Origin of the sequence: Nitrosospira sp. Nsp11 (genome assembly GCF_900142705.1) — a bacterium.
GTDB lineage: Bacteria > Pseudomonadota > Gammaproteobacteria > Burkholderiales > Nitrosomonadaceae > Nitrosospira.
The window spans coordinates 68,743-91,412 of the sequence record NZ_FRBV01000010.1 but is presented as its reverse complement, the minus strand read 5'-3'; the positions used below and the strand labels follow the sequence as shown (position 1 = coordinate 91,412).

Sequence of the window (22,670 nt, the reverse complement as noted above, 5' to 3'; positions counted from 1 at the left end):
GCCGCTGTTTGACAGGATGGGCGAGCGTGCCTATATGGGAAGCATGCATTGCTCATTTTCACCCATCGTTCCAATGAGGGGTAAACGGCCTTGGCGAAAAACCAAAATCCAGTGTTGCCTCTGTGTGGTCAAAACACAAATCGACATTCATCCGTATTGCCATTTCCAGCGTTGTGCCCTGCTTATCCGATATCAGCGCCATGACATTTATCGCGCCACGGAACATCCATGGAGGCACGGTTAAAAAACGAGCAGGTTTTCCAAGCGAGGTGAATATTTTCTCGACCATCTGGCGGTAACTTAACGTCTCGCCACCACTCACGTTATATGCCTTGTTAAACGTGGAGGGCTGCTCAAGCGCCGTAAGGCAAGCCTCCGCAAGATCATCAGCATGAACGGGCTGGCGTAGCCCCGACGCCTTTCCCAGCAGGGGAAAAAAACCGTAACGCCGAATAAAACTCGCGATACGCGTTATATTTTTATCCCGAGCGCAATCATAGACCAGCGTTGGACGCAACACCGTCCAGTTTGTTTCTGAGGCGTCGCAAAGACGCCTGATAGCCTCTTCCGCTTCAGCCAGGCGACATGCGATTTGGCGCTCCCCCGCATCAGCAGAGTCCGCCTTGCTGAACAGGCTGGTTGAACCAAAGCCAATCACCCGTTTAATTCGCTGCAAGGCTAAAACCGGCAGTAGCGGGGGCAATAACCAGAGAGGGGCGAGGTGAATGAGTGCCTCCGCGTGAATCAGCGGAAATTGCCCTGCACGACTTATATCTGCCTCGTGCCAAATCAGCTGATTACTCGTTGTTCCCACGTATTTTCCGCCATCGCGGCTGATTGCGTGAACTTCATGGCCGGCAGCCACTAGCCTGGATAGCAGGAAGTACCCAATTATGCTGGTTGCGCCCGTGACAATAATTTTATGTGGAGAAGCAAGGCCAGGCATTGTCTTGATAAGCATTGGGCTAAGACCATTAAACTTTGGATGCGCTCGCATCCGGAAATCCGGCGTAACACTATTCTCGTCCCAGACCCACAAGCCGTCCAGCGCGTCGAACGCTATAAATTGTCGCTATTGTCCCAAAGCGCAGCCATACGCCGAGCGCCACCAGCCACATCACGACACCTGGGTACTCATGCCGGAAAAACTTGCGATAAAACCGCATCATCCCCTTGTGCTTGTGCCACTCCACAAATATAGGGCGGGAGCGGCTGCAGGTCCCCTTATAGTGCACAACCGGGGCGTCCGGTACGAAAAGAATCTGCCAGCCTTTTTTCTGGAAGCGCATGCACCAATCCAGATCTTCACAGTGGATAAAATAACTCTCATCCCATGGGCCAACATCTTCGATTGCCTTCTGGTGAACAAGCATGAGGGCGCCCGAAACAGCCTCCACTTCAAGCGGTCCAGTCGGCAATGCTTGCTTGTGCAGATGAAAATCAAAAAACAGCCGGGGCCAGTAGCGTTCAAAGTGGTACAAGCCAAAGGCACGAACAAACGAACGCCAGGGCGTAGGAATCGCACGGCGCCCGCCAGCCTGCTCAGTGCCATCCTGGTTGATTAATAGTCCGCCGATCATTCCTGCGGAAGGGTTCGCTTCCAATACCTGAACCATGCGCGGCAATGAATCGTCGCTCAAAACGCAATCAGGATTCAGGAATAACAAATAAGGCGCGATAGCCTGTGCAGCGCCTATGTTACAGGCCGTGGCAAAACCGAGGTTTGAAGCGTTGCGAATGATCCTGAGTTTCGGTTCTTCACGAAAACGTTGCGTGCACAGTTCAAGGCTGAAATCTGAAGAAGCATTATCCACCACCAGCACTTCGCTTACCTGAGGCAATGCCGAATGTATGCACTCTGCCAGGATTTGCCCCGCATTGTAATTTACGACAATGACCGAGACCGGGAGGTGATCCGTAGGCGTATTTACCTCAGCAACCATCTATTTTCCACCTACCCTGCCAGTCTTGTTTGCGAGGAAGCGGCGCTTATTGCACGCGTCAATTTCCTGCTGTGATGAGAATTATTGTTTATCGATGAGGGCAGCAATTTTTGCCAAGACCTGAGCTAATTCGCCGGGTGAGACTTTTCCTTTGTGGCTTGCCTTGCGCGCAACCCAATCGAGACTTTTGATTTGATCGGCCAGCACAGCACAGGGACGATCGTCTGAAATAAAAACCTCGAAAGGATAGTCTTTAACCCGAGTGGTTATTGGGCAGCACAACATAAGGCCGGTTTTACCGTTGTAGGACGAAGGGCTAACCACTAGTAGCCCGGCTTGGGGGGTGAAGTGCAACCAAACAATATCGCCAGCCTCAGGTACATAGCGATGAATCATTACAAAAGCTCTTTGCCGACCGGTGTCCCGAAATCAACCTCGGCATGCAGATTTTCCGGTGTTATGTCGGCAAGCATCTGAGTAAGGTCATATTTATTTTTGTGAATCGGTTCGATGACGATGCGACCATCTTCTTCGCGAATATCCACCGGATCTTCCAAGTTTAAGCGGACAGCTTCCATGATCCCGGCGGGGATGCGAACCGATGCGCTATTGCCCCACTTTTTAACGATTACTCGCATGGCAGTCTCCTATGTTGAGCCAATGCTGGCACCATAGCGACAAAACCGGAATGTGTCAACATTGTAGATACATGCCGCGCTCTACGGGTGCGGCCTCATCCGGAAACGACACAAAGCGGATCTTGCTTGGTCGCGATATTTCTTTGCCTGGATACTTCAAAGACCGATCAAAATTCCGGCACCGATGATCGCCAGGACGAGTGCAGAAATGACCATATAGGCGTAGTCACGCTCCCGCAGGAAGATGGCCAGCATCAGCGCCACGCGCGCCACCGGCAAAAGAATGAACAGCGCCACACCGGCTTTTACCAGGTCGTAGCCGCCGAGGCCGAAGCCAGGCAAACCCTCGAGTTGCTGTAGAGCACTCAAGGCCATCCCGGCAGCAATCACGGCCGAGGCGAGCCACGTGCCGTACCAGAGCAACGCGGCAATGATCTGTTCATGGCGCTCGTAATCGTCAGTCATAGGCTTCATGCCGGACCTCCGGGAGTATGCACGCCCAAAGCGCCCAGGAACATTTGGACAGCGAGCAGCGCAAGGACAATGACAAAGAAGAGGCGCAGCTTGTCGGCGGCAAGGCCCATCAGGAGGCGCGCTCCGAGGAGCGCCCCAACCACTGATCCCAGCGCGACCGGGCCAGCAATATCGATGTCGATGTCTCCCCGTACGAAATAAGCGCCGGCGCTCGCGGCAGCCGTCACGCCGATCATGAAATTGGACGTGGCGGACGAAACCTTGATGGGTAGTCGCAGGGCGGTGTCCATCGCGGGGATTTTGAGTACGCCGGAACCGATGCCGAGCAGTGCCGAAATCAGGCCTGCGCCGTACATCAGGGATAGGCCGAGCGGTACGCGGCTTACCTGATAAGGCACGTCCCGACCTAGCACATGATCGGGAAAGCTCGAATGCAGGCGCAGCACGGTGGCCCAGCTTCTGGCATCGGGTGCGCTTGCATCGATCACTTCATGGCGTCGCGTAAGCATCTGCTTTGCAGAGACGGCCAAAATGAAGGCAAACAGGCCATAGAGAAAGGAAGTTGAGACGATGCCGATCAGGAACACCCCAGTCAGCGCTCCGAGCGTGGTGCCCGTCTCCAGAACGATAGCGAGGCGGATATTGGTTAGTCGCCCTTTCAAGAATGGCGCTGCGCTACCGCAAGAACAGGCGATAACCGATATGATGCTCGCACCGATTGCCACCTGAATGTCCACGCCAAATAGCAGCGTGAGAATCGGCACGATGAAGATACCGCTTGCCATGCCGAGCACGCCGCCAAGCGCGCTCGCGCCGAAGGCGGCCACGAATAGCCAAAGAATAGTTGATATTTCCATTGGAGCGACTTCCGGGTTACGTCCGCGTGCGCGGACGCCGGGACAGTCGAGTAGCAAACCTGATCAGTTCGCCATGGTAACAAAACTTTTCGTAACAACCGGCCGCTGCCACTCGCTGCAGGAGATGCGTTAGATGAGGGAAATCGGGCTTCCGACCTCGACCTCCAGAACCTGCGCAACGTGTCTGCCGTGACAGCTTCGAGCTGGTATCGGGAAAACACAGCCCGAATCCCCAAGTGCGATTCGCGTAGGTCAGCCGCAACAACCAATCTGAAATCCCGGGTATTGTCACTGACAGCCTCGCACGATACCAATAACAGGTCTGCGAGATCTGCAACACCAGTCGTTCCCCGGACCTGATTGTTCGATATGGGTAAGCAGCGTTTCGAATAACTTCCGCCATTTCCAGCGCCGACCCCGGGTCTACCACGACGCGAAACAACTCAGATCGATCCCAACGTTACAATTCAGCAGGGAAAAACGCCGGTTGAGTTAAAGTTACCTGATGCCTAAGGGGGACGCTCACTTGCCGAAAAAACACCTGCTTATCTGTAGACCAGTACTTGAAGTCCAAAGATTTTGCTCCCTCATGCAGCTCCACCGTCAACACCTGACCTTCCGGATTCGTTCCCAGTGATGGTACAAGCAGAAAATGAGTAGTAGCTTGCGTTGAATGTACAACATCCGTGCGCGCATTCGGGTGGGTGTGTCCCGAAACCCAGGCTGAAATTTGGTACTTGAAGATGAGCTCAGTTAGTCGTTTCCTCGTACTCTCGTCAAAATCTATAGTGTCGTTGGGATCATGCAAGTTGCCCAAAGACTTTCCACTATTGGGCATCTCATGGGTTGCAACGATGATGTTATAAGTCCGGTGATGCTTAGCCAGCTGCTCTTCAAACCAATGGAAGTCATCTTCGGAGATCCCGCGCGTCTTTAGAGTTCGTGGATCGAAACTAAAGAAATTATTCATCGACAAAAGCAGAAAACATGTATTACCGACGAAGAAAATGTTATTTGTACTTCGTGTTTCAGTGCCTGCAAACGTCGATAAGAAACTGGCTATACCGCGCGCCTCCGTGAAGCCCTGGCGTACGGCGGTGGAAGATTTAGCAAATGAATCTGGAAGCGGTTCTACTAGCTTGATAAAGTTTCGTCTGGCGTCCACATCCTTTACAACCCCTATATGCGACCTATTGGAGGTGTCTCGATCGGGCGTCTCTATAAGAAGAATTTGTTGCCCCTCCACGAATTGCTTAGCGTCTTTAACAAACAGTCTGGTATCCCCTTTCTTCGCGGAGGTTCTAAGAAAACTTTCGACTTCAGGCATGAAGGCCAAAAATTTCCCTTGGATCTCCGGGTAGTTGTAATATATATAATCATGATTGCCCATCAATGCGTACTGTTTCACGGACGCATGATTGCGAATAATCCAATTTACCCATGATTTCGCTATATCCCATTCGGAAGGCAAGAAATCAATCACGTCGCCCAGCCAAAGCAGATGCGTTGGCCGCACGTTCTCATGCCCAAAGACCTGCTTTATGCGCCCAAAAGAATTAATGTTCCATTGAAGGTCCCTGTCCTTGGCATCATCTACGGCATGCGTATCGGAGATGAAGACGATACGTGCAGTCGCCTCGTTTGAGCGAAATTCAATATCGGGATTACTCAGGGCAGTTGATGCCGGGATACCCAAAGCAGTTAATGCCGCAACTGCCACTATCGCTATTTTAGCCCTACTTATCACCACAACACTCCGAACTAGAAGACGACACCGTAGGCCCCTCGTTTTCTAAGACCTATCGTTACTCCCGGCATTTTTAGCTGCACTCAGAAGTAGTGTTTACTTGACTTTTGAAACTGACAAACATAGCGACAGAATACCCGGTAATCTTCTGCAAGGTTTACTCGCTCGGCGGCGTCATCGATGGCCACCACTCGGCCTAACGAGCTTGAGGAGAAGACAGAACGGCTCAGCCGTGTCACAGGACAAAGACACCTGCTTGATTAAACCGGCTTTCCCATGAATTTTCCTTTCTGAACCGTGCCGTATTATCCGCGCTCGTGCGATGGGCCAAGGCCTGGCTGACGACGTCAGTCATATTGGAATCGCGGTCGATAAGATACACGCCTTGATCCTCACCTCTTGAGGTCATTTCTCCAAAAGCCGAGCTCAACACGGGTAGCCCCAAGGCGCGGTATTCGTAGAATTTGATCGGATCGACAGAAGCGGTGAGTGTGTCTTTTTTGAACGGGATCAAGCCAACGTCGAACTGACATATTGCCCGCAGCGCCTCTGGATGGGGAAGCGCCGGTTCCGGACGAACGTTATTGGGCAGCGGTATTGGCGGTTTCACATACATGGGGCCGATGAGCCGCAACGTTGTGTCGGGGTGCGAGTTCGCCAGGGCGACAACAAGCTCCCAGTCGAACCAGTGCCCAATAGTGCCGAGGTAGCCAATTACCAATGGCTGCACCTCATTCAACGGTCGCGCTTCTGGTATTTCAGGCATTCTTTCCGCCGCACAAGCATTCAGAACGAGGCGGACATCCCGTGCCAGATGCCCCAGTCGATCCCGCAATGCGGAGGATGATGTTAGTACCCTGGATACCAGGCCTGCCATCTTGCGCTCCCGCTTTGCCATTGCAAGACGTGACCAGCCTTTATAGAAAGCCGGATAATCATCCATCGCATCATAAAAAGACGAGATGAAGCCTCCCTTTGAGAGCAATCGCAATGCCAGCGCCGTGGGTTTGCCGATACCGAGTACGGTCGAGCTGTCCGCAAATCGGTCAACCGCCAATTCAACATCTCCCCAGAGCAGGCAATTAACCACTTCTGAAAACGGCAACGGCTCTATCGGTAATGCTTTTGGTTTTACGACGGTCAGCCAGGTCGGAATGCCACGCGCTATATGGCCGCATTTTGGGCGCCGAACCAGCACATCGGACAAGGTCGGGAATCGGCCTGGGTATGGATCGATCCACAAAACCTCGCTTCCAGTGAGCGAATGAAAATATCGGACGAGCTCATGCGGTCGTTGGGAAAAACTACTCCACGGGACGGGGGAAAGATAAATCAGCCGCATGTCGCGAAATAGTCACGCAACACCGCTGCGATACGGCCGGCTGCCTTGCCATCCCCATAAGGCGAGACGCCACGAGCCATTTTTTTATAAGCCATCTCGTCGTCCAGCAAATGTTGCGTTATGCCCGTGATTTCTTCGAAATCCGAACCCACCAGCCGCACTACGCCCTCCTGGACAGCTTCAGGCCGTTCCGTCTCGCGGCGCAGGACCAATACAGGCTTACCCAAAGCAGGGGCTTCTTCCTGTATCCCCCCGGAATCGCTCAGAATCAGATAGGCATGTTTCATAGCTGCGACGAACGACAAATAGTCCAGTGGTTCGCAAAGAGTAATCCTTGGATGATTACCTAAAACCTCAGAAACTATATTATATACATTTGGGTTAGGATGCACTGGGTACAGCACCTGCACATCCTCATTGCGCTCCACCAGTGCCAGAATGGCGCGGCAGATTTCCCTGAAAGGCTCACCGAAATTTTCCCGGCGATGTGTCGTCACGAGGATCAGGCGCTTACAGGGGTCAACCTTGAAGGGAAGGGGCGCCTCACTTTCTGCCACGCTCAACAGCGCATCGATCACAGTGTTGCCGGTTACGAATATGTCTTTGTCTGCGATACTTTCTTTTAGCAGGTTCTGCCTGGCACTTTCCGTAGGTGCAAAATGCCACTTCGTCAATCTTCCCGTCACCACTCGATTCATCTCCTCAGGAAATGGATCCGCCATGTTACCGGTACGCAAGCCCGCTTCAACGTGTCCAAACGGTATCTTGTGATAAAAACAGGCAAGAGCAGCGGTCATCACCGTGGTTGTATCGCCTTGGGCAAGCACAGCATCAGGCTTCTCGGCTAGAAGCACATCGTCGAGATTGAGCAACAGGCGGGCGGTGAGAGTTGTCAGTGCCTGATTAGGGCGCATGATATCAAGGTCGATGTCGGGCCTGATATCAAAAATGCGCAAGACCTGATCCAGGAGATTTCGATGCTGGGCGGTTGCCAGAACCGTGCATTCGATATCGGGATATTTTTTTAGTCCCAGAATAACGGGGGCCATTTTGATGGCTTCGGGGCGGGTGCCTACAACGCAAAGAATTTTGTGAATCACTAGCTACGACCGTCAGGCAACGTGGTCAACCATAAGTCATTATGCTTAAATTTGTCGCAAGTAAGAGACAATCGATATTCGGCTATGGTTTTACCATAAAAACGCCCACAGTTGTTCGTCTGCCAAATGCCTCTACAATCACAACCTCATACTCGCCGACGTTTTCGATGACTTCATTCGGAATAGTAGTGGTTATCAATTCGCCTTGAATTGTCGCTCTACCTGCCGCACGCTGATCGCCGAAATATACGTATGCGTCTCTGAAGAGGCTCACGTTGGCCGTTTTGATCCACATGGCAGAAGTTCCGTCAGGTTGAATATTTACGCCTTTCCCAACAAATGTTTGCTTTTTGCCCCAATCACGCACCTGCGCCCTCGGTAATAGCGCCTCAAGCTGGCTACCTAGCTGTAAAAAATTTGCAGGTAGTTCATTTAAAGAATAGAGGCGTGAGTCAATATCTAATATATAGTTTCTGAAATTCCTATGTCGTTCATGGTCGAGAAGTGGTCGATGAGTAATAAAGTAGTATCGTTCTGTTTTGCTAAAAATATCAATCAATTCATTCTTTGTTAGCCCACTTGAGCCAGTCAAATAGCCATCTAGCGAGTTTATTTCAAGACCACAATTATCCGTTAAAAACTCATACAGAGATGAGCTTGTCGTCCCGTAATACTCAGACGCTCCTAGGCCAGACTCAAAAACAATGAAAGGCATCGACTCTCGAATAACTCGCTCAGCCCCACGTAGCACAGGTAATTCACCGCCTTCAACATCGATTTTTATAAAATCTATTTTATGGCCAACTGGAATTATGTCGTCCAACCTACTTTTTTTGACCTTAATTTCTTGAATTTCGGGATCTGAGCAATCATAACGTCTTTGCTTGAGTCCGCTAAAGGCCAGAGCATTTTTAACCAGAAAAAAAGTATCCTCACCCGATTGATCACTTAAGGCCATATCATATAAATTAACACACTGAAACTCATCGTTGGATTTCAGTCCGTTGAGCAAGTAAGGAATGGGCTCAAACGCGTAATGTTTTCCAAGGGGGGAAAGATCAACAATTTCTTTGAGCACACTGCCAACGTGAGCACCAACATCCACACAAGATGAATTTTTGCTCAAAATCATTCTCATGATCAATATAGTATGGTGATCATACATTTGATGGATATTATTGATTTTCATATCATTCGGTGAGCCATAGTTGAACGCAGTAAGACGCTATTTTATATAAGATAGCGTTCTGTAACCCACTATCCTTGAAACAATGTCTTTCAGTACAGTGCAAAGAATTTTGTAGGTTTTGTAGGTATCTTTTTGTTTTGTTCAGAATTACAAAATTGCCGTGATTTGACGACAATCAGCCCTAAATTGCGTCAACCGTTTTCTCTTGCCCAACAAGCGCCTCCATCGGCTTGTTAAGGCTTTCTTTTTTCCCCTGAATTCCTTTTATCTTGCACGCCTTGAATGCTGCCCAGTACCCCCGATAGAGCAGATTGCGTGTTTCTTCATCCAAGCCTAAGCCGGTTGCCAGCTTCAGATTGGCCATTGAGTCGAGGCAGCGGGCTGATTTAATGATGGCTTCAAAGTGACCACCGATCGTCGCCCAACTTTGTTCTGAGTCAGCCGTTCCCGCCCACTGCTGAATTTCAGGTGCAGCATGGATTTGACTACAGACATAGCTTGAAGCCCCCTGGCGCTCAAGGCGATGGCAGAAAGCATCGAAGTCAATCTTCCTTATTGTGTAGGATACGGCGTTCTTGTTGTAAATAACCTGCAATCCCAGTCTGGAAAGCCGGTAACCCAACTCAATATCCTCAGCGCCAAATCGGAAAACCGGGTTGAACACGCCGAACTCCAGTAACAGTGAGCGTTTACAAGAAGAACGCCCGCCCCAGAAATAAGTGTAATCCAAAGCATCACCATGCCTCAGCGAGGGATAAGAGAATAAGAAACAACCGATCTCCGTAACGAAGTGCATGAGTGGGTCTCCGCTGATGTCCGGGCTAAGCGCGGTATATCCGAGTACTGCGAAGTGCTCTGCAGGGAATTCAGCGTGTGTTTTGACATGTTCTTCCAACAAGGTTTCTGTCGCGATATCATCATCGTCCAGAAAAAGCACCACATCACCCCGGCAAGCAAACAGACCGTGATTTTTGGCGCTGGCTAACCCGGCGTTGCGTTGATAAGCATAGCGAAGAGGGAGCTTTGCAGCATAAAACGCCGCTACCACCTGAGTATCGTCGACAGACCCATCATTTATTATTAGAACCTCGAAATCATGCGCGGGCAGCGTCTGCTTGCAGAGGCTATCCAGCACCTTATCTAATAGGGTTGCCCGGTTGTACGTGCAAATCACTACGCTCAGCATTGATCTACTAGAGCAGGGCAGGCGAACGGCGGCTTATCCGACATAGGATTCCAATATAAAAAAGGCGTCTTTTTTTGACAGATGCGGTCGTTCGGCAAGGTACTTGTTCATGTGCTTCGCGCTAGTCCCATGGTCGTAATACGCTACAGGTTTACGAAAGTCATGAGCCACTGGTACAGCATCGACTATGCCCATTCTAAGGCCGTGTTTTTCTGCTAGAACCGGCCATACAAAATCATTACCCCAACCCATCGGGCTGGCTTCGTCAAATGGCAAAAAATAATCAAATGCGCTCCGATGTAGCGAAAACAGAGGCCCGATTTCAACGAAACGCGTCCTTCGAGCATCAATGCCATCAAGCTGTTCAACGAACCAATGATCTATATAGCTATCATGCGTCCGTGCGGGTTGGGCCACAGCGAGGTTATAGCGGGAGACCATGGCGAGGTAGCGATCAACAAAACCAGCCGGTAACTGGATGTCATCATCGCTCACGATAACGTACTCAAAGTCGTATAAATCAATTTTCTGGAGTAGCTGATTTAACAGTAAAAATTTCGGCGAAAACGTATCGATAACTTGCACTGTGAATGGTGCCAAATCTGACTCTGACTGATTCTTGCCTAGCGAGGACCATCGTTGCCTTACGTCCCAATTGTCGCTTAAAGCAAATTCCCGAGTAATATGGGACGCAAGATTCTCTTTATCCGCAAGATATATTCCAACTACCAATACACGGCGTTCCGACCGCCTCTGTGGACCACTACACATACGGCGCCCTCGCCGCTGTAGAGCTTGTTGAGCAACGCGGGATCATGGTGCTGTCATCGCGAGACTCATCCCGGTTCAACTCATTTCGCGTTTTGGGAAAGATTTCGATCATCCGCTTTCGTGCCGCTGCAAGTGAATAATTTGTGTCCAGGTGCGTAAGTGCTGCGGTAGAGAGTCGGCGCCACAGCGCTTCATCATTATAAAGTCGAACCGCCAGGCCGGCAAAATCGTCAGGATCATCCGCAATTAAAAGATGCTTTTCATGCTGAAGACCCATGCCCTCTGCCCCGATCCGCGTGGCGACGATGGGCAGTCCATAGGATATGCTGTGGCCAACCTTGCCTTTCATCCCTGCGCCAAAACGCAATGGGGCTACAAATATGCGGCAAGATTCAAAATAGGGAGCGATATCCGGCACAAACCCGAGAGGCGCTACATTGGCCGAGCGTAGTGATTCCACCGATGGGGGCATATTGCTTCCGATGATATAAAAGACCACGTCGGGAATTTTTTCTTTGATCCGCGGAAAAATATTCTTGACGAAAAATATCACGGCGTCTTCATTGGGTTTGTGCCAGAAGCCGCCAATGAAGAGTATGCCCCTGCGTTGCGCGAAAGGCGCTTTGGGAAAAAAAATCTCATGGATGTTGGGCAGCACAGTAACTTTAGCGTCGGGTTGTTCAGCGAGTAAGTGATCTTTTTCATCATCAGTAATCGCGAGCACGAGATCCGCACAAGCACAATTGAAGAGTTCGATGCGCCGAAAGCTTGCGATGACATCAACTAAGGCGCGATCCCCTGAAATTAGCATCTCGCGCTCAAATCGTACCCAATGAAGGTCAACAGTGTCATATATGAGCTTGGAATATAGCGCGTATGCGCGGACATAAGGCAAGTACTGAAAAGCAATCTCTGGCCGAGATAGCAGTACAAAATGATATCTGCCCCCCACGGTTGCCAGATGACTATGAGCTGCACCAGATCCATAAAGAATGTCGATACCCTGTTTTTCCAGAGCCTCCCTATAATCGGGCAATTGTTCCTCGGAATCGGAGACAAAAGTAATACGAAACCCCATCTCAACCAGCAAGCGAAGAATTGCATACATGCGTACAGAACCGGAATCCCGATCGGGTGTGGGTATTCGTAAATCGATCACTAATACCCAAGGGTCGGTTGGATCAAATTGTTTTGCGCTCGCCGCCACCAGAGGGAGTGCATCCCGATTTTTGTCAAGCTGGAAGACGTCTTTGTGATTTACTTTCCAGGCGCCAGGCCGGGACAGGTAAATTTCCTTGAGCCGTTTTTTAATATGCCAAGGCAATGGCAGGCTCTTATACGTTTGGCGCAACAGCTTGTTGAACCAGAGGGAGCGGGTGAATCTCGCCGACTTTACAGGTGTTAAATTTTTGCTTAAAGGCATTAGCGCCGATTTGATCTCACGAATTGGGCCGGTCATCCGCCACGAAGTGGACTCATATATCTCAGCAATCTCTTGCTGCAGCTCGGCGATCTGCCCGTCACGTTTGGCTATGAGTTGGCTGAGGCTGGCGATCTGCCCGTCGCGTTTGGCTATGAGTTGGCTGAGGCTGGTGAGTTGCTCGTCGTGTTTGGCTATGAGTTGGCTGAGGCTAGCGAGTTGCTCATCGTTTTTCGGTATAGAAGTTAACAACGGCTGCTCTAACCACCTGATTAAGAATTCCCGCGATGAACGTCCCGTTACTTGTTGCTGAATAACAGACTCAAGCTCGGCAAAGCGCACGAAAGCGTCACCGGTCGGTGCGTAGCCTGCTGCAGCTAGAGCCAATTTGATAAATGTTTGCCGCGAGAATAGGTCACCCGTGGAATGCTTGCCAAAGCAAACAGATCCGGTCCCCCAGAGCAATGAACGAAAAAGAAGCAAGCCGACTTCGACTTCGTCTGCAAGCACCCATTCAGGATCTATTGCGTGTGGTTGCCCGACATGGTTGACGATAATATTCTGAGGCGTCATGTCAAAAAAATCCCCGGGCAACTTATCTGCTAACTGCAATTTGCCAATCGAATATCCCTTCTGACTAGCAATAACTGCGAGCAAATTTACATAGCGTTGAATGAAGAGGCCAACTTCTCCAAAGGACCATCCATCACAGGTGACTATTTTTACAAACTCGAACCATAGGGATTTGCCTTCTACATAAGGTGCTTTTTCCACCCCTGTGAAGCTGATGATTTGATTTGTCCTATCATCCTGCTCGCGATCGATCAGGTTATGATAATTCACTGCTATCATATTTTCAGCAGTTTGCTCAAATATTGTTTCTTTACAATACTGTGGAGCTCTATCAGTACTGTAGTGATACCCCAGGATGCCAGATTTAACGATTTGTTGCTGCAATGTTGACGCTACAATCAAGAAAGAATTAGCCATATCTAAAGCCAATCCGTTCTTAAATATTTCGGGCCAGGTCAGCTCCAGCGAAAAATTCGTGCTCGACGGGAGTTGGGGGTCGCGCCTTACGCTCTGCCATGCTAACGCAGCGCCATCAAAGCGTTGGCTCGAAAGACCTTCTGTAGTCAAAATCGAGACAGGTAATTTGTAATCCGGAAACGGAGCCAGGAACTCGGCCACGGCGAAGCCTGCTTTTTCCAGTAAACCAGCAAGTACTGCCCGACCGAAAGTTTGTGGCTGATCCGCAGCGTAGCGACCTTCAATGCCATACATGGGTTGGCCAAGGTGATCTTCTGGCGCTCCGGCAAAGTATTTCAACCCTAACTGGTTTTCTATGGCGATAATTAATTTGCCCTCAGGTTTGAGCAGAGATCGAACGTGCCGAAGCATGGCAAGTGCTGGATTTTCGCTCGCCGTAAAGAGATTGGCGTATTCAAGGACTCCGATGAGGGTAATTACGTCAAATCGGTAGTCACTTTGAAACTGGTCAAGTTTTTCGGCCAGCACAGTTACGTTTTCAAGGTCACGTGTCCGGGAGCGGGTGATAGTCGCACGGCGCGGGCTGCCCGCAAGGGCCAGGACATTCGCGCCGGACTCGCCCAGATAACGTGTAATTGCACCACAGCCGGAACCGATTTCCAGAATGTCCCCTTTGAGCGATGCGTCAAATGGACGCAAGATATTGGCACGAGTACCGGAGAGGTGATACAGGGAAGGCCAGTCGATGCAATGCTGCCGTAGCTCAGCGGAAAGAACAGTAATATCAGTTGCTCGATCGATAGCTTCGGCAATGCGGTCTTCAACTTCGTCCCCGTCGCTATAAGCAATACCGATATACCCGGGCCTTGACCAGATACCACTCTTTGCGTCAGCTATATAGACGGACGTTAAAATCTCGTTTTTCATCAGCGTTCGTTTGGAACTGGAAATTAAAGCGTTTTTGGTTTCAGACATGAGTGCTTTAGCGACCTTGAAAAGTGCGCAAAACGTCTCCGAACTCCGTCAGGTTTTTTTACATGGGGTACAAGAAAAGTATTTTTATAAGGATCTCGCGAGGGAACTGTTGTTGCCATAGCTATTGGTTCTGATCGGTTCTGTATTTTATGTATTGACAGCAATGGGAAGAAAGCGACAAGAGTTCGAGGCGCGTGAGCTTATGCGTCGCATTCTTGCGTCAAAAATCCAGGAAGAACGTAATTAACCCTTTCGTTTCCAAAACCGCTCCTCATGCTGTTATTTTACGAGCGACAAGTTAAGTTCAAGGTCAGCAAGCCCATGGAAATGATTATGCGGTCTGACAATAAAATGTATCGAATCGTAGCGTCGATCGTGGGGGATAATCTCCTCACCTTCTCGCGTAGCAATACCTATCGAAATAAAATAATCGCCTGGAGCAAGCCCACATTTGAAGTGGGACTTGGCATGCATTACGGCTCCCTTCTTCCAAAGCGCCTGAAAATCGTCGATATCGCATTCGCCCATCTCTGAATTGATGCCGGATACTGTTACACCGTCCTTCGTTTTGATGTTGATGTCCAATATGGGACGCAGCAGATCGCAGTGGAATTTCACGGAGATCGCAAGTGTGATAGCTTGCCCCGCTGTGATCGCCGAAGGATAGGGTTCGCCGTCCGCAGCCAGGTAAAAATCCAGAATAGAAACTGTGCCGTCACCCCATCGATATTCGTGGGCATTATATCCCTCACGCATTGCAAAGGCGTCGCACGCTTGGCTTAGCTGATATAAGGCTTCAGCTTTTATAACAGGAGCCAGTTCATCTGCTGATTCAAGCGGTTTAGCACCAACTTCGCGTTTTTCCTTACCAAATAGCAAATCCATGTATCGATTTACCACTCTTTTCGGTTCGCCTGTTTCAAGCTGCATGCCATTATTGAGTAAAATTGCTGAGGAGCAGTGGGTGACGATTTGTTCACTTGAGTGGGTAACAAGTAGAATACTTGTGCCATTATCCTTGAGCTGTTTCAGGCGCGCGAAGCACTTGGCCTGGAACTTTGCATCTCCAACAGAGAGCGCTTCGTCGACAATAAGAATATCGGGGTCTATCTGCGCTTGTACGGCAAACGCCAGCCGCACCGACATGCCGCTCGAATAGGTCTTGACGGGCTGATCGATAAACTGTCCGATATCGGCAAACGATACGATGGCATCGAGGCGACTGTCGATTTCCTCGCTGTTCAATCCAAGCACAGCGCCGTTCATGTAGATATTTTCGCGCCCGGTAAAGTCTAGATTGAAGCCGGAGCCCAGCTCGAGCAAAGCAGCGATGCGACCTTTGGTTTCTACAACGCCACCGGTGGGCGCCAGCGTGCCGCAGATGATTTGCAACAGAGTCGATTTACCCGAACCATTGCGCCCGATCAAGCCGATCGTCTCGCCTCTCCTGACTTTAAATGAAACGTCCTTGAGCGCCCAGAACTCTCGAAAATATTGCCTGGGCTGTCGACCCGTCAGACGTTGCAGACGCGGGGCAACGAACTGTTTAAGACGGTCGCGCGGCACGTCATATATCTGGTAGCACTTGGAAAGATTCTGGACGCGAATAGTGATATCGCTGGAGAAGGTGGTATTGCCAGGATCCGTTACGGTATTTTCAATATCAGGACTGTTCCGTTTCTCCTGCTGCCCTGGCTCCAGCATTCTTGATTGAGATGACATAACCGAAGCGGAAGGTTTCGGGATTTTTTCGGTTTTAGAGAACATCCGCAAATCCCTTGCGGGTTTTCTGGAACCAGGCAAACCCGCCCCAGGCGATTATTGATCCCGCTGCCATCAGAATGGACCACTGTCCAATATCCGGCAACTGGCCGAAGACCAGCACCTTGCGTCCTTCCTCAATGATGAATGCGAGTGGGTTGAGTTGCAGCCAGCCCTGGTATTTTACCGGCAAGATACTTAAAGGGTAGAACACTGGCGAAAGAAACAGCAACACAGTTGTGAACATGCCGGTGACTTGCCCGATGTCGCGCACAAATACGCCAAACGCCGCCAGAAACCAGGCGGAACCCATTGCAATGAGAATCAGCGGCAGCAAGACAAAGGGGAAAAGGACCACTGTCCATGGCATCTGATGGCTGAAGATTAGCTGGGCGATCAGCAGCACGCCGACGCTAATGATCGTGTGGAATAGCGCCGAGCCAAATGCGACCCACGGCAGTATTTCCAGTGGAAAAATCACTTTCTTCACATAGTTGACGTTGGATAATATCAGTGCGGGAGCTCGGTTGATGCATTCGGCGAAGAGCCCATGCACGATCATGCCGACGAAAAGAATAATCGCGAAATCCGTTTTGCTTTCTTCCCCGCCCACACCCCACCGTGCTTTGAATACGACAGAAAACACAAATGTATAAATCGCCAGCATGAGCAAGGGGTTGAAGAACGACCATGCAATGCCCATGACAGAGCCCCGATAACGTCCGATGACCTCGCGTTTGACCAATGCAATGATCAGGTCGCGATTACGCCAGAGGCTTGCGGCCATTTCGCGCGGCAGGATGGAGAAGTTTTGCATGCGGTAGGATGTTAGAGGTATCGCGTGTACCGCTGTGGCCACAACGTGAATGATATAGGTGGCGGGTATTGATTAGTTGAGAAGTCGCAGCGCGTTTCACGCGCTGCGTCAGGACGTTTCGCAGAATCGCGAAACGGAAGTGTTTTAGTTTTCGTTTCAGTTTCCATATGACAGGAACGCTGAATCACTGTCAGTGGGAATTGTCTTTCTCATGCGGCATCATTTAGTCGCTTCCGAAAGCGGCGCTAATAAAATATGCAGGATAGGACGAATTCATTTGCGGCGTGCCGTGTAGACCCGTGTAGACGTAAAGCATAACACAAAATATTTTACACATTGAGGCCGACTCTCAGGCTTAGGCGCCATCAGCAAGCATCTCATTCCCGCTTTTAAACTTCGGAGAAATACCAGGCGCCCATAAGCTTGCGCTGCATTCATTTTTTTATCATTGTAGAGAGTCGCTGCCTTTGGTCTTTGGTTTAGAGAAGGCATCCCGATTCAGTCCTTGAGAAAAGACGATGTTGCGTTCCAGATTCGCGCTTGCGTGAAAATGATGAGGCTACCGTTAGCTTTCTACCTGGAACGAAGCATCTTATTGAGCTTTCAAGAGAAAGACGTTCTGGCTATGCGCCTGCCGGCGCGGTACCGAGCCCAAAAATTCCTTCCAAAATACAACGCTAAAATATTTTTATCCATTCTCTTGCATTTCGTTTAAAGTTGCATATAATACGAATCATTCTCATTAATAATCGCGGAAACGGCCCAAATGGATAAGTCACTTACAGTTCCGGAAACCAACGTTGATAAACAGAACTTCGGCGTGCTCGACCGCAACAGGCGCATCTTCAGCGATACCCTGTTTTCCCAGGGAGACGAGGTATTTATCCAGCACCAGGGCGAACAATATCGCCTGCGGCGTACTCGTAACGGCAAGCTCATTTTAACCAAGTAGTGGAACTAGTAGACTTAAGGCGCTCATCATGTATATTTGTGTATGCAAAGGTGTAACTGATACCGCCATCCGGGAGGCCGTCTCTAAAGGCGCCGACCGGATGCGGGATTTGAAGACCTGTCTGGGTGTGAGTGGGCAATGCGGGATATGTGCCTGTCACGCCAAGGAGGTGCTGGAAAAAGCACTGATGCAAAAAACCATGACTCAACATCATCTACACAAACCCACTCGCTTATACGAGATCTCGCCTGAGGAGGCATAAACATGAAAAGCAGCGCAGACATTATCCAGTGGCTCAACCGCCAACTGCAACACGAATTGACGGCCATCAATCAGTACTTTCTTCATGCCCGGATGTATAAAAACTGGGGTTTTGAAAGCCTGGGCAAGAAAGAATATGAAGAATCCATAGAGGAGATGAAGCATGCCGATGCATTGATCGAGCGTATCCTTTTCCTTGAGGGATTACCCAATCTGCAAGAGCTCGGCAAGCTCCTGATCGGTGAAAAGGCTGAAGAATGCGTCGATTGCGACCTCAGGCTCGAAATGGCGTCCCGTGAGACTTTGCTTGCCGCCATCTCAGCTTCTGAAATGGCGAAGGATTATGTCTCGCGAGAGCTTTTTAAAGAAATCCTCGAAGATACCGAAGAGCATATCGACTGGCTGGAAACGCAGTTGGATGTAATGCAGAAGGTGGGCATACAGAACTGGCTGCAGAGCCAGATGTAATTATCCGTGCCGCTGGGTTCTCCTACCCAGCGGCTTTAGCCAGCCAGTCCGACGGGGCAAGCCAGCATTTTTTTATAACCTGTCATGGAGCGCAGGCTGTGGAACAGCTAAAGACAATCAGGGCAACCGGGACAACCGGTTCAGCGACCTTGGGCGTTACAACCCCAATGATTGCAGAAGCACCCCGCCCCGACGTTATTCTGCTTGCTTGCCTCCATGCCGTTGAAGAATTGAGCGCACACTTGTTGTCCGGCCTGCGGCAAGAAGCCGTTAACGGGACCGGCCGCGCCAGTTCGCACAATGCTCATAATATCGATGATTCCTTTCCCAGCCAGTTGCTGACATTGCTGGAAAGGAAATTTCATCAGGTCGTCGAGTCGTTTTCATTTCTCAGGATCAATCGCAGCCCCTTTTTTTTACAGCATACCGGGCTCACCAGGACCGCGCGCCACGGACGGGCTTCGAATAGCCCCTCGTTTTTGCCGGCAGAGAGCGCAACAACTGTATCGCAGCCGGTTGGCACTCACCAGGCATTGCTGTCGCGCATTGATCTGCTTGAGCGCAAGCTCGCCGATGCCGAAATTCCGGTTCCGCCAGAAACAGATTGGGTTCCGCTGGTCAAGGTCTCCGCCACGCCGGGAGCGCCCGGGACGCTTAGGGCGCAAGGTTGTCCTGGCAGTGCATCTGCCGCAGGACCCGCATGGGATTGCGATAGTCCTGGTGAGAAACAAGCCGCCGCGCATGCTGGTTTCGATCTTGCGGGTCGTCGCGTCCTGTGCGTAGGCGGCCGCGCCGCACTCTACCCGGAGTACCACCGCATGGTGGAGGCGTCAGGCGGCAGGTTGCTCATCTATCGTAGAGGCCCACTTCACGGTGAAGATCATCTCCCTGCGTTGCTCGACCATGCCGATCTGGTAGTTTGTCCGGTCGATTGCATAAACCACTACACTTATTTTACTGTGAAGCGCTACTGTAAATATTCGGGCAAGCCTTGCGTATTGCTCGACCGTTCCGGCCTGCCCACTTTTCGCAAGGGTGTGGCAACGCTGGCTGCGTTGGCTACGGCACCCGCCGGGTGCGGTAACCCTGTTCAATCCACGAAATCCACTCCCATCGTCTAACAACGTTATCCATGATAGAGCTAAACATGATTTGCGTGCGGAGCCACGGCAGAGGCGCGTGGGCGGACGCCAGGCGGGGGAGGCCCGTCGATTCATTATTTGTCACTGTTTCCTGGAATCGGAGAAGCACATGAGCGTTGGTTATAAAGGCAGAATCACGGCATTGGCGACTTTTATTATTGCCTTTTGTATGTGGATTCCGGCGCAGGCAGCACAGGCGGCAGTGAGAGAGTACTGGGTAGCGGCGGAGCAAACTTCCTGGAGCTATGCGCCGTCCGGGCAAAACCTGATCAAGCCGGATGTGGGGCTCGGGGTGTGGGGTACGACGCTGACATACCCTAAATACCGTTATATCGGTTATGCAGACAAAAGCTATAGCAAACCGCTGCCACAGCCCACATGGATGGGGATACTGGGACCCGAGATCCGAGCCGTGGTGGGAGATACCCTCAAAGTTCATTTCCTGAATAAAACAGACCGGCCGCTTTCCATGCATCCGCATGGATTGTTTTATGACAAATCCAGCGAAGGCGCGGATGGCTCCGGCATAGGGGCGGCCGTTCCTCCCGGTAAATCATTCACCTACACCTGGGTTGTGGACGCAGACGCAGGCCCCGGCCCGGCAGATCCTTCATCAATCGTCTGGCTTTATCACTCTCATGTGATGGAAGAAGAAGAAGCAAACCTCGGCCTCATCGGCACTATTATCGTCACGCGTCAGGGCATGGCACGGTCCGCTGCTGATCCGGCGCCGCACGATGTAGATCAGGAATTTACGACCCTGTTCATGATCTTCAATGAAGAGAACGGGGAAGAAAGCGGCATGAAGCATACGATCAACGGCCGTATTTTCGGAAATCTGGAAGGCTATGAAACAAGTTTGGGAAAGCGCGTCCGCTGGCATGTCGTCGCGCTCGGCAACGAAACAGACAATCATACCGTGCACTGGCACGGTCAGACGGTACTCGACCATGGCCGCCGCACCGATGTGGTTGAGGTGCTGCCGGCCAGCATGACGTCGGTTGACATGACCCCGCGTTCGGCTGGCAACTGGCTGCTGCATTGCCATGTAGACGACCATATGATGGCTGGGATGTCCACGCGTTGGCGCGTCCAGCCTGAAACAAAGGGAAGCCGCTCGAAATAGCTTCGAATAGCCTGGAAATAGCTTAGCCCACCTCGGGATATACAAACAAAAAAGGAAAAAATATTATGAAGATTGCAGCCATTATCCCTGCCACCGCTGTTGCCTTACTGGGCGGACTGCTTAGCTTCAATGCCGCGGCGCACGCATTGTGGCTCGAAAATGACAAGGGCGAGGCTGGGGCCTCGAAGCTTTATTTCGGCGAATACGCCGAAGATCGGCGCGAAGCCTCACCCGGCAAGCTCGACAACATCATTCAACCGCTGGTTATTGTGATCGATGCGAGCGGCGCGGAAAAACTTGTCGACGCGAGCCGCGAGAATAATCACTTTGCGATACCCGGCGGTGAAGCGACGGTGCTGGTACAAGCGCTCAAACAACCCATACGCGAGCCACAGGGTGAAAACCCTGCCCCGGTGCAAAGAAGGTTTCTCTATGCGCGGCTGGGCAACGGCGGCAGTTTGCCGCTTGATATACATAGCAGCGACAACCTGCTGCGTTTGAGCTTCCAGGGGAAGCCCGTCCCGAAGGCGGAGATTATCATTATTGCGCCCAATGGCTGGGAAAAGCATTTGCATACGAACGAGAAAGGAGAGGTTCCGCTTACCGTGCTGGAACCCGGTCTTTATGTGGTCGAGGCGAAGCATGAGTTGATTAATCCGGGCAATTTCGAGGGCAAGGCATACGCCGTCGAGAGCCACAAGGTTACGCTTAGCATTTACAGATGAGTACGCTGCAACCCGACGCATCCGCACCTGCAACCATGCAAAGCGCGGCCAGGGAAAACGCAATGCCGCGCCCGGTTACCGAGCCACGTGGTTACCTGTTTTTATCGCAGGGTATGAAGCGTGGCCGCTTTCTTGTCTGGCTCCGCCGTACGCACGCCTGGTTGGGGCTATGGGGAGCCGTACTCGGCCTGATATTCGGCACATCCGGTATTCTGTTGAATCATCGCAGCGAGATGAAAATCCCGCTTGCTGCGCAGCACGAAACTCACCAGACGCTCATGCCGCCCGTCGGCAGCCTGCAATCGGCGGAGGCGCTGGAAGCCTGGCTCCGTGTGAAATTTAAAATGCCTCACGCTAAATCGCGTATCGTGAAAAAACCCGGCGGTCCGGTCCCCTGGGGTGGTGGACAGATCAACCAGCCTGAAAATTGGCGCGTCACGCTTACCACGCCCAACCTCAGCCTTACCGCGGAGTATTGGCAAGGCGACATGGAAACACGCATCGAGCAGAAGGAAGCCAATGCCTGGGCGACATTGGCCAATTTTCACAAGGGAACCGGCATGTCCAATGTGTGGATATTGCTGACGGATACGCTGGCCTGCGGTTTGCTGGTTCTTGCGATTACCGGCACCTTGCTGTGGAGCCGTCTGCATGGACCACGGCTTATGGCGGCGGGATTGATCGGTACGGTATTCACCTCTGCTGTCATTCTTATGCTCACCACGCTATCGCTATCATGAGACTGTCTTTTTTCCCATCGCCAAGCAACCAGGGTCGAGACAAAAC

Annotated in this window: 22 protein-coding genes; 7 read left to right on the top strand and 15 right to left on the bottom strand. The window is 51.1% G+C overall.

Features of this window, described 5'->3' with window-relative positions; genetic code table 11:
- Positions 1-58: 58 nt before the first annotated feature.
- From BUA28_RS11365 to BUA28_RS11295, 15 genes are all read right to left on the bottom strand, one after another.
- Positions 59-997: an NAD(P)H-binding protein gene (locus BUA28_RS11365; protein WP_256598308.1), complete on the bottom strand. Its 939-nt coding sequence runs from the start codon at positions 995-997 to the stop codon at positions 59-61.
- 19 nt (positions 998-1,016) lie between these two features.
- Positions 1,017-1,943: a glycosyltransferase family 2 protein gene (locus BUA28_RS11360; RefSeq protein ID WP_072768236.1), complete on the bottom strand. Its 927-nt coding sequence runs from the start codon at positions 1,941-1,943 to the stop codon at positions 1,017-1,019.
- Positions 1,944-2,024: 81 nt separating this feature from the next.
- Positions 2,025-2,339: an endoribonuclease MazF gene (gene mazF, locus BUA28_RS11355; RefSeq protein ID WP_072768235.1), complete on the bottom strand. Its 315-nt coding sequence runs from the start codon at positions 2,337-2,339 to the stop codon at positions 2,025-2,027.
- Positions 2,339-2,581, bottom strand: a complete 243-nt coding sequence (locus tag BUA28_RS11350; RefSeq protein WP_072768234.1) for an AbrB/MazE/SpoVT family DNA-binding domain-containing protein — start codon at positions 2,579-2,581, stop codon at positions 2,339-2,341. Before BUA28_RS11350 ends, mazF begins: the two co-directional genes overlap by 1 nt.
- A 156-nt stretch (positions 2,582-2,737) precedes the next feature.
- Positions 2,738-3,055, bottom strand: a complete 318-nt coding sequence (locus tag BUA28_RS11345) for a DUF1634 domain-containing protein (protein WP_072768233.1) — start codon at positions 3,053-3,055, stop codon at positions 2,738-2,740.
- Complete coding sequence (locus tag BUA28_RS11340; RefSeq protein WP_072768232.1) at positions 3,052-3,912, bottom strand: sulfite exporter TauE/SafE family protein; 861 nt, start codon at positions 3,910-3,912, stop codon at positions 3,052-3,054. Before BUA28_RS11340 ends, BUA28_RS11345 begins: the two co-directional genes overlap by 4 nt.
- Positions 3,913-4,372: 460 nt before the next feature.
- Entirely contained in the window at positions 4,373-5,659 is a 1,287-nt protein-coding gene (locus BUA28_RS11335) for a metallophosphoesterase family protein (RefSeq protein ID WP_072768231.1), read from the bottom strand.
- A 235-nt stretch (positions 5,660-5,894) separates the two neighbouring features.
- The gene (locus BUA28_RS11330) at positions 5,895-6,902 is read right to left on the bottom strand and encodes a glycosyltransferase family protein (protein ID WP_218587264.1); all 1,008 of its coding nucleotides are present in this window, start codon (positions 6,900-6,902) and stop codon (positions 5,895-5,897) included.
- Positions 6,903-6,991: 89 nt separating this feature from the next.
- Positions 6,992-8,101, bottom strand: a complete 1,110-nt coding sequence (wecB, locus tag BUA28_RS11325; RefSeq protein ID WP_305887643.1) for a non-hydrolyzing UDP-N-acetylglucosamine 2-epimerase — start codon at positions 8,099-8,101, stop codon at positions 6,992-6,994.
- An 82-nt stretch (positions 8,102-8,183) separates the two neighbouring features.
- Complete coding sequence (locus BUA28_RS11320; RefSeq protein ID WP_083569981.1) at positions 8,184-9,290, bottom strand: FkbM family methyltransferase; 1,107 nt, start codon at positions 9,288-9,290, stop codon at positions 8,184-8,186.
- 181 nt (positions 9,291-9,471) lie between these two features.
- Positions 9,472-10,476 carry a glycosyltransferase family 2 protein gene (locus BUA28_RS11315; protein WP_072768228.1) on the bottom strand — a complete coding sequence of 335 codons (1,005 nt, stop codon included), beginning with the start codon at positions 10,474-10,476 and terminating at the stop codon, positions 9,472-9,474.
- A gap of 33 nt (positions 10,477-10,509) precedes the next feature.
- Positions 10,510-11,061 (bottom strand): hypothetical protein, encoded by a 552-nt coding sequence (locus BUA28_RS11310; RefSeq protein WP_178298019.1) that lies wholly within the window; start codon positions 11,059-11,061, stop codon positions 10,510-10,512.
- 178 nt (positions 11,062-11,239) lie between these two features.
- Positions 11,240-14,632: a glycosyltransferase gene (locus tag BUA28_RS11305; protein ID WP_072768226.1), complete on the bottom strand. Its 3,393-nt coding sequence runs from the start codon at positions 14,630-14,632 to the stop codon at positions 11,240-11,242.
- Between the two features lie 279 nt (positions 14,633-14,911).
- A complete protein-coding gene (locus tag BUA28_RS11300; protein WP_256598307.1) occupies positions 14,912-16,399 on the bottom strand; it encodes an ABC transporter ATP-binding protein in 1,488 nt (495 codons plus the stop codon).
- Positions 16,389-17,210: an ABC transporter permease gene (locus BUA28_RS11295; RefSeq protein ID WP_072768225.1), complete on the bottom strand. Its 822-nt coding sequence runs from the start codon at positions 17,208-17,210 to the stop codon at positions 16,389-16,391. Before BUA28_RS11295 ends, BUA28_RS11300 begins: the two co-directional genes overlap by 11 nt.
- A 766-nt stretch (positions 17,211-17,976) precedes the next feature.
- Between BUA28_RS11295 and hemP the strand changes: the two genes are divergently transcribed.
- The 7 genes from hemP to BUA28_RS11260 all read left to right on the top strand — a co-directional run bounded on the left by hemP (position 17,977) and on the right by BUA28_RS11260 (position 22,624).
- Positions 17,977-18,162 carry a hemin uptake protein HemP gene (hemP, locus tag BUA28_RS11290; RefSeq protein ID WP_072768224.1) on the top strand — a complete coding sequence of 62 codons (186 nt, stop codon included), beginning with the start codon at positions 17,977-17,979 and terminating at the stop codon, positions 18,160-18,162.
- 28 nt (positions 18,163-18,190) lie between these two features.
- On the top strand, positions 18,191-18,424 hold the full coding sequence (locus tag BUA28_RS11285) for a bacterioferritin-associated ferredoxin (RefSeq protein WP_072768223.1): 234 nt from the start codon (positions 18,191-18,193) through the stop codon (positions 18,422-18,424).
- A gap of 2 nt (positions 18,425-18,426) precedes the next feature.
- Positions 18,427-18,891, top strand: coding sequence for a bacterioferritin (gene bfr, locus BUA28_RS11280; protein ID WP_072768222.1), 465 nt, complete (start codon positions 18,427-18,429; stop codon positions 18,889-18,891).
- 98 nt (positions 18,892-18,989) lie between these two features.
- Positions 18,990-20,012, top strand: coding sequence for a DUF2325 domain-containing protein (locus tag BUA28_RS11275; RefSeq protein WP_143148504.1), 1,023 nt, complete (start codon positions 18,990-18,992; stop codon positions 20,010-20,012).
- 130 nt (positions 20,013-20,142) lie between these two features.
- Positions 20,143-21,159: a multicopper oxidase domain-containing protein gene (locus BUA28_RS11270; protein WP_072768220.1), complete on the top strand. Its 1,017-nt coding sequence runs from the start codon at positions 20,143-20,145 to the stop codon at positions 21,157-21,159.
- Between the two features lie 65 nt (positions 21,160-21,224).
- Entirely contained in the window at positions 21,225-21,884 is a 660-nt protein-coding gene (locus tag BUA28_RS11265; protein WP_072768219.1) for a hypothetical protein, read from the top strand.
- Positions 21,881-22,624, top strand: a complete 744-nt coding sequence (locus BUA28_RS11260; RefSeq protein ID WP_083569979.1) for a PepSY-associated TM helix domain-containing protein — start codon at positions 21,881-21,883, stop codon at positions 22,622-22,624. Before BUA28_RS11265 ends, BUA28_RS11260 begins: the two co-directional genes overlap by 4 nt.
- The last annotated feature ends 46 nt before the right edge of the window (positions 22,625-22,670 follow it).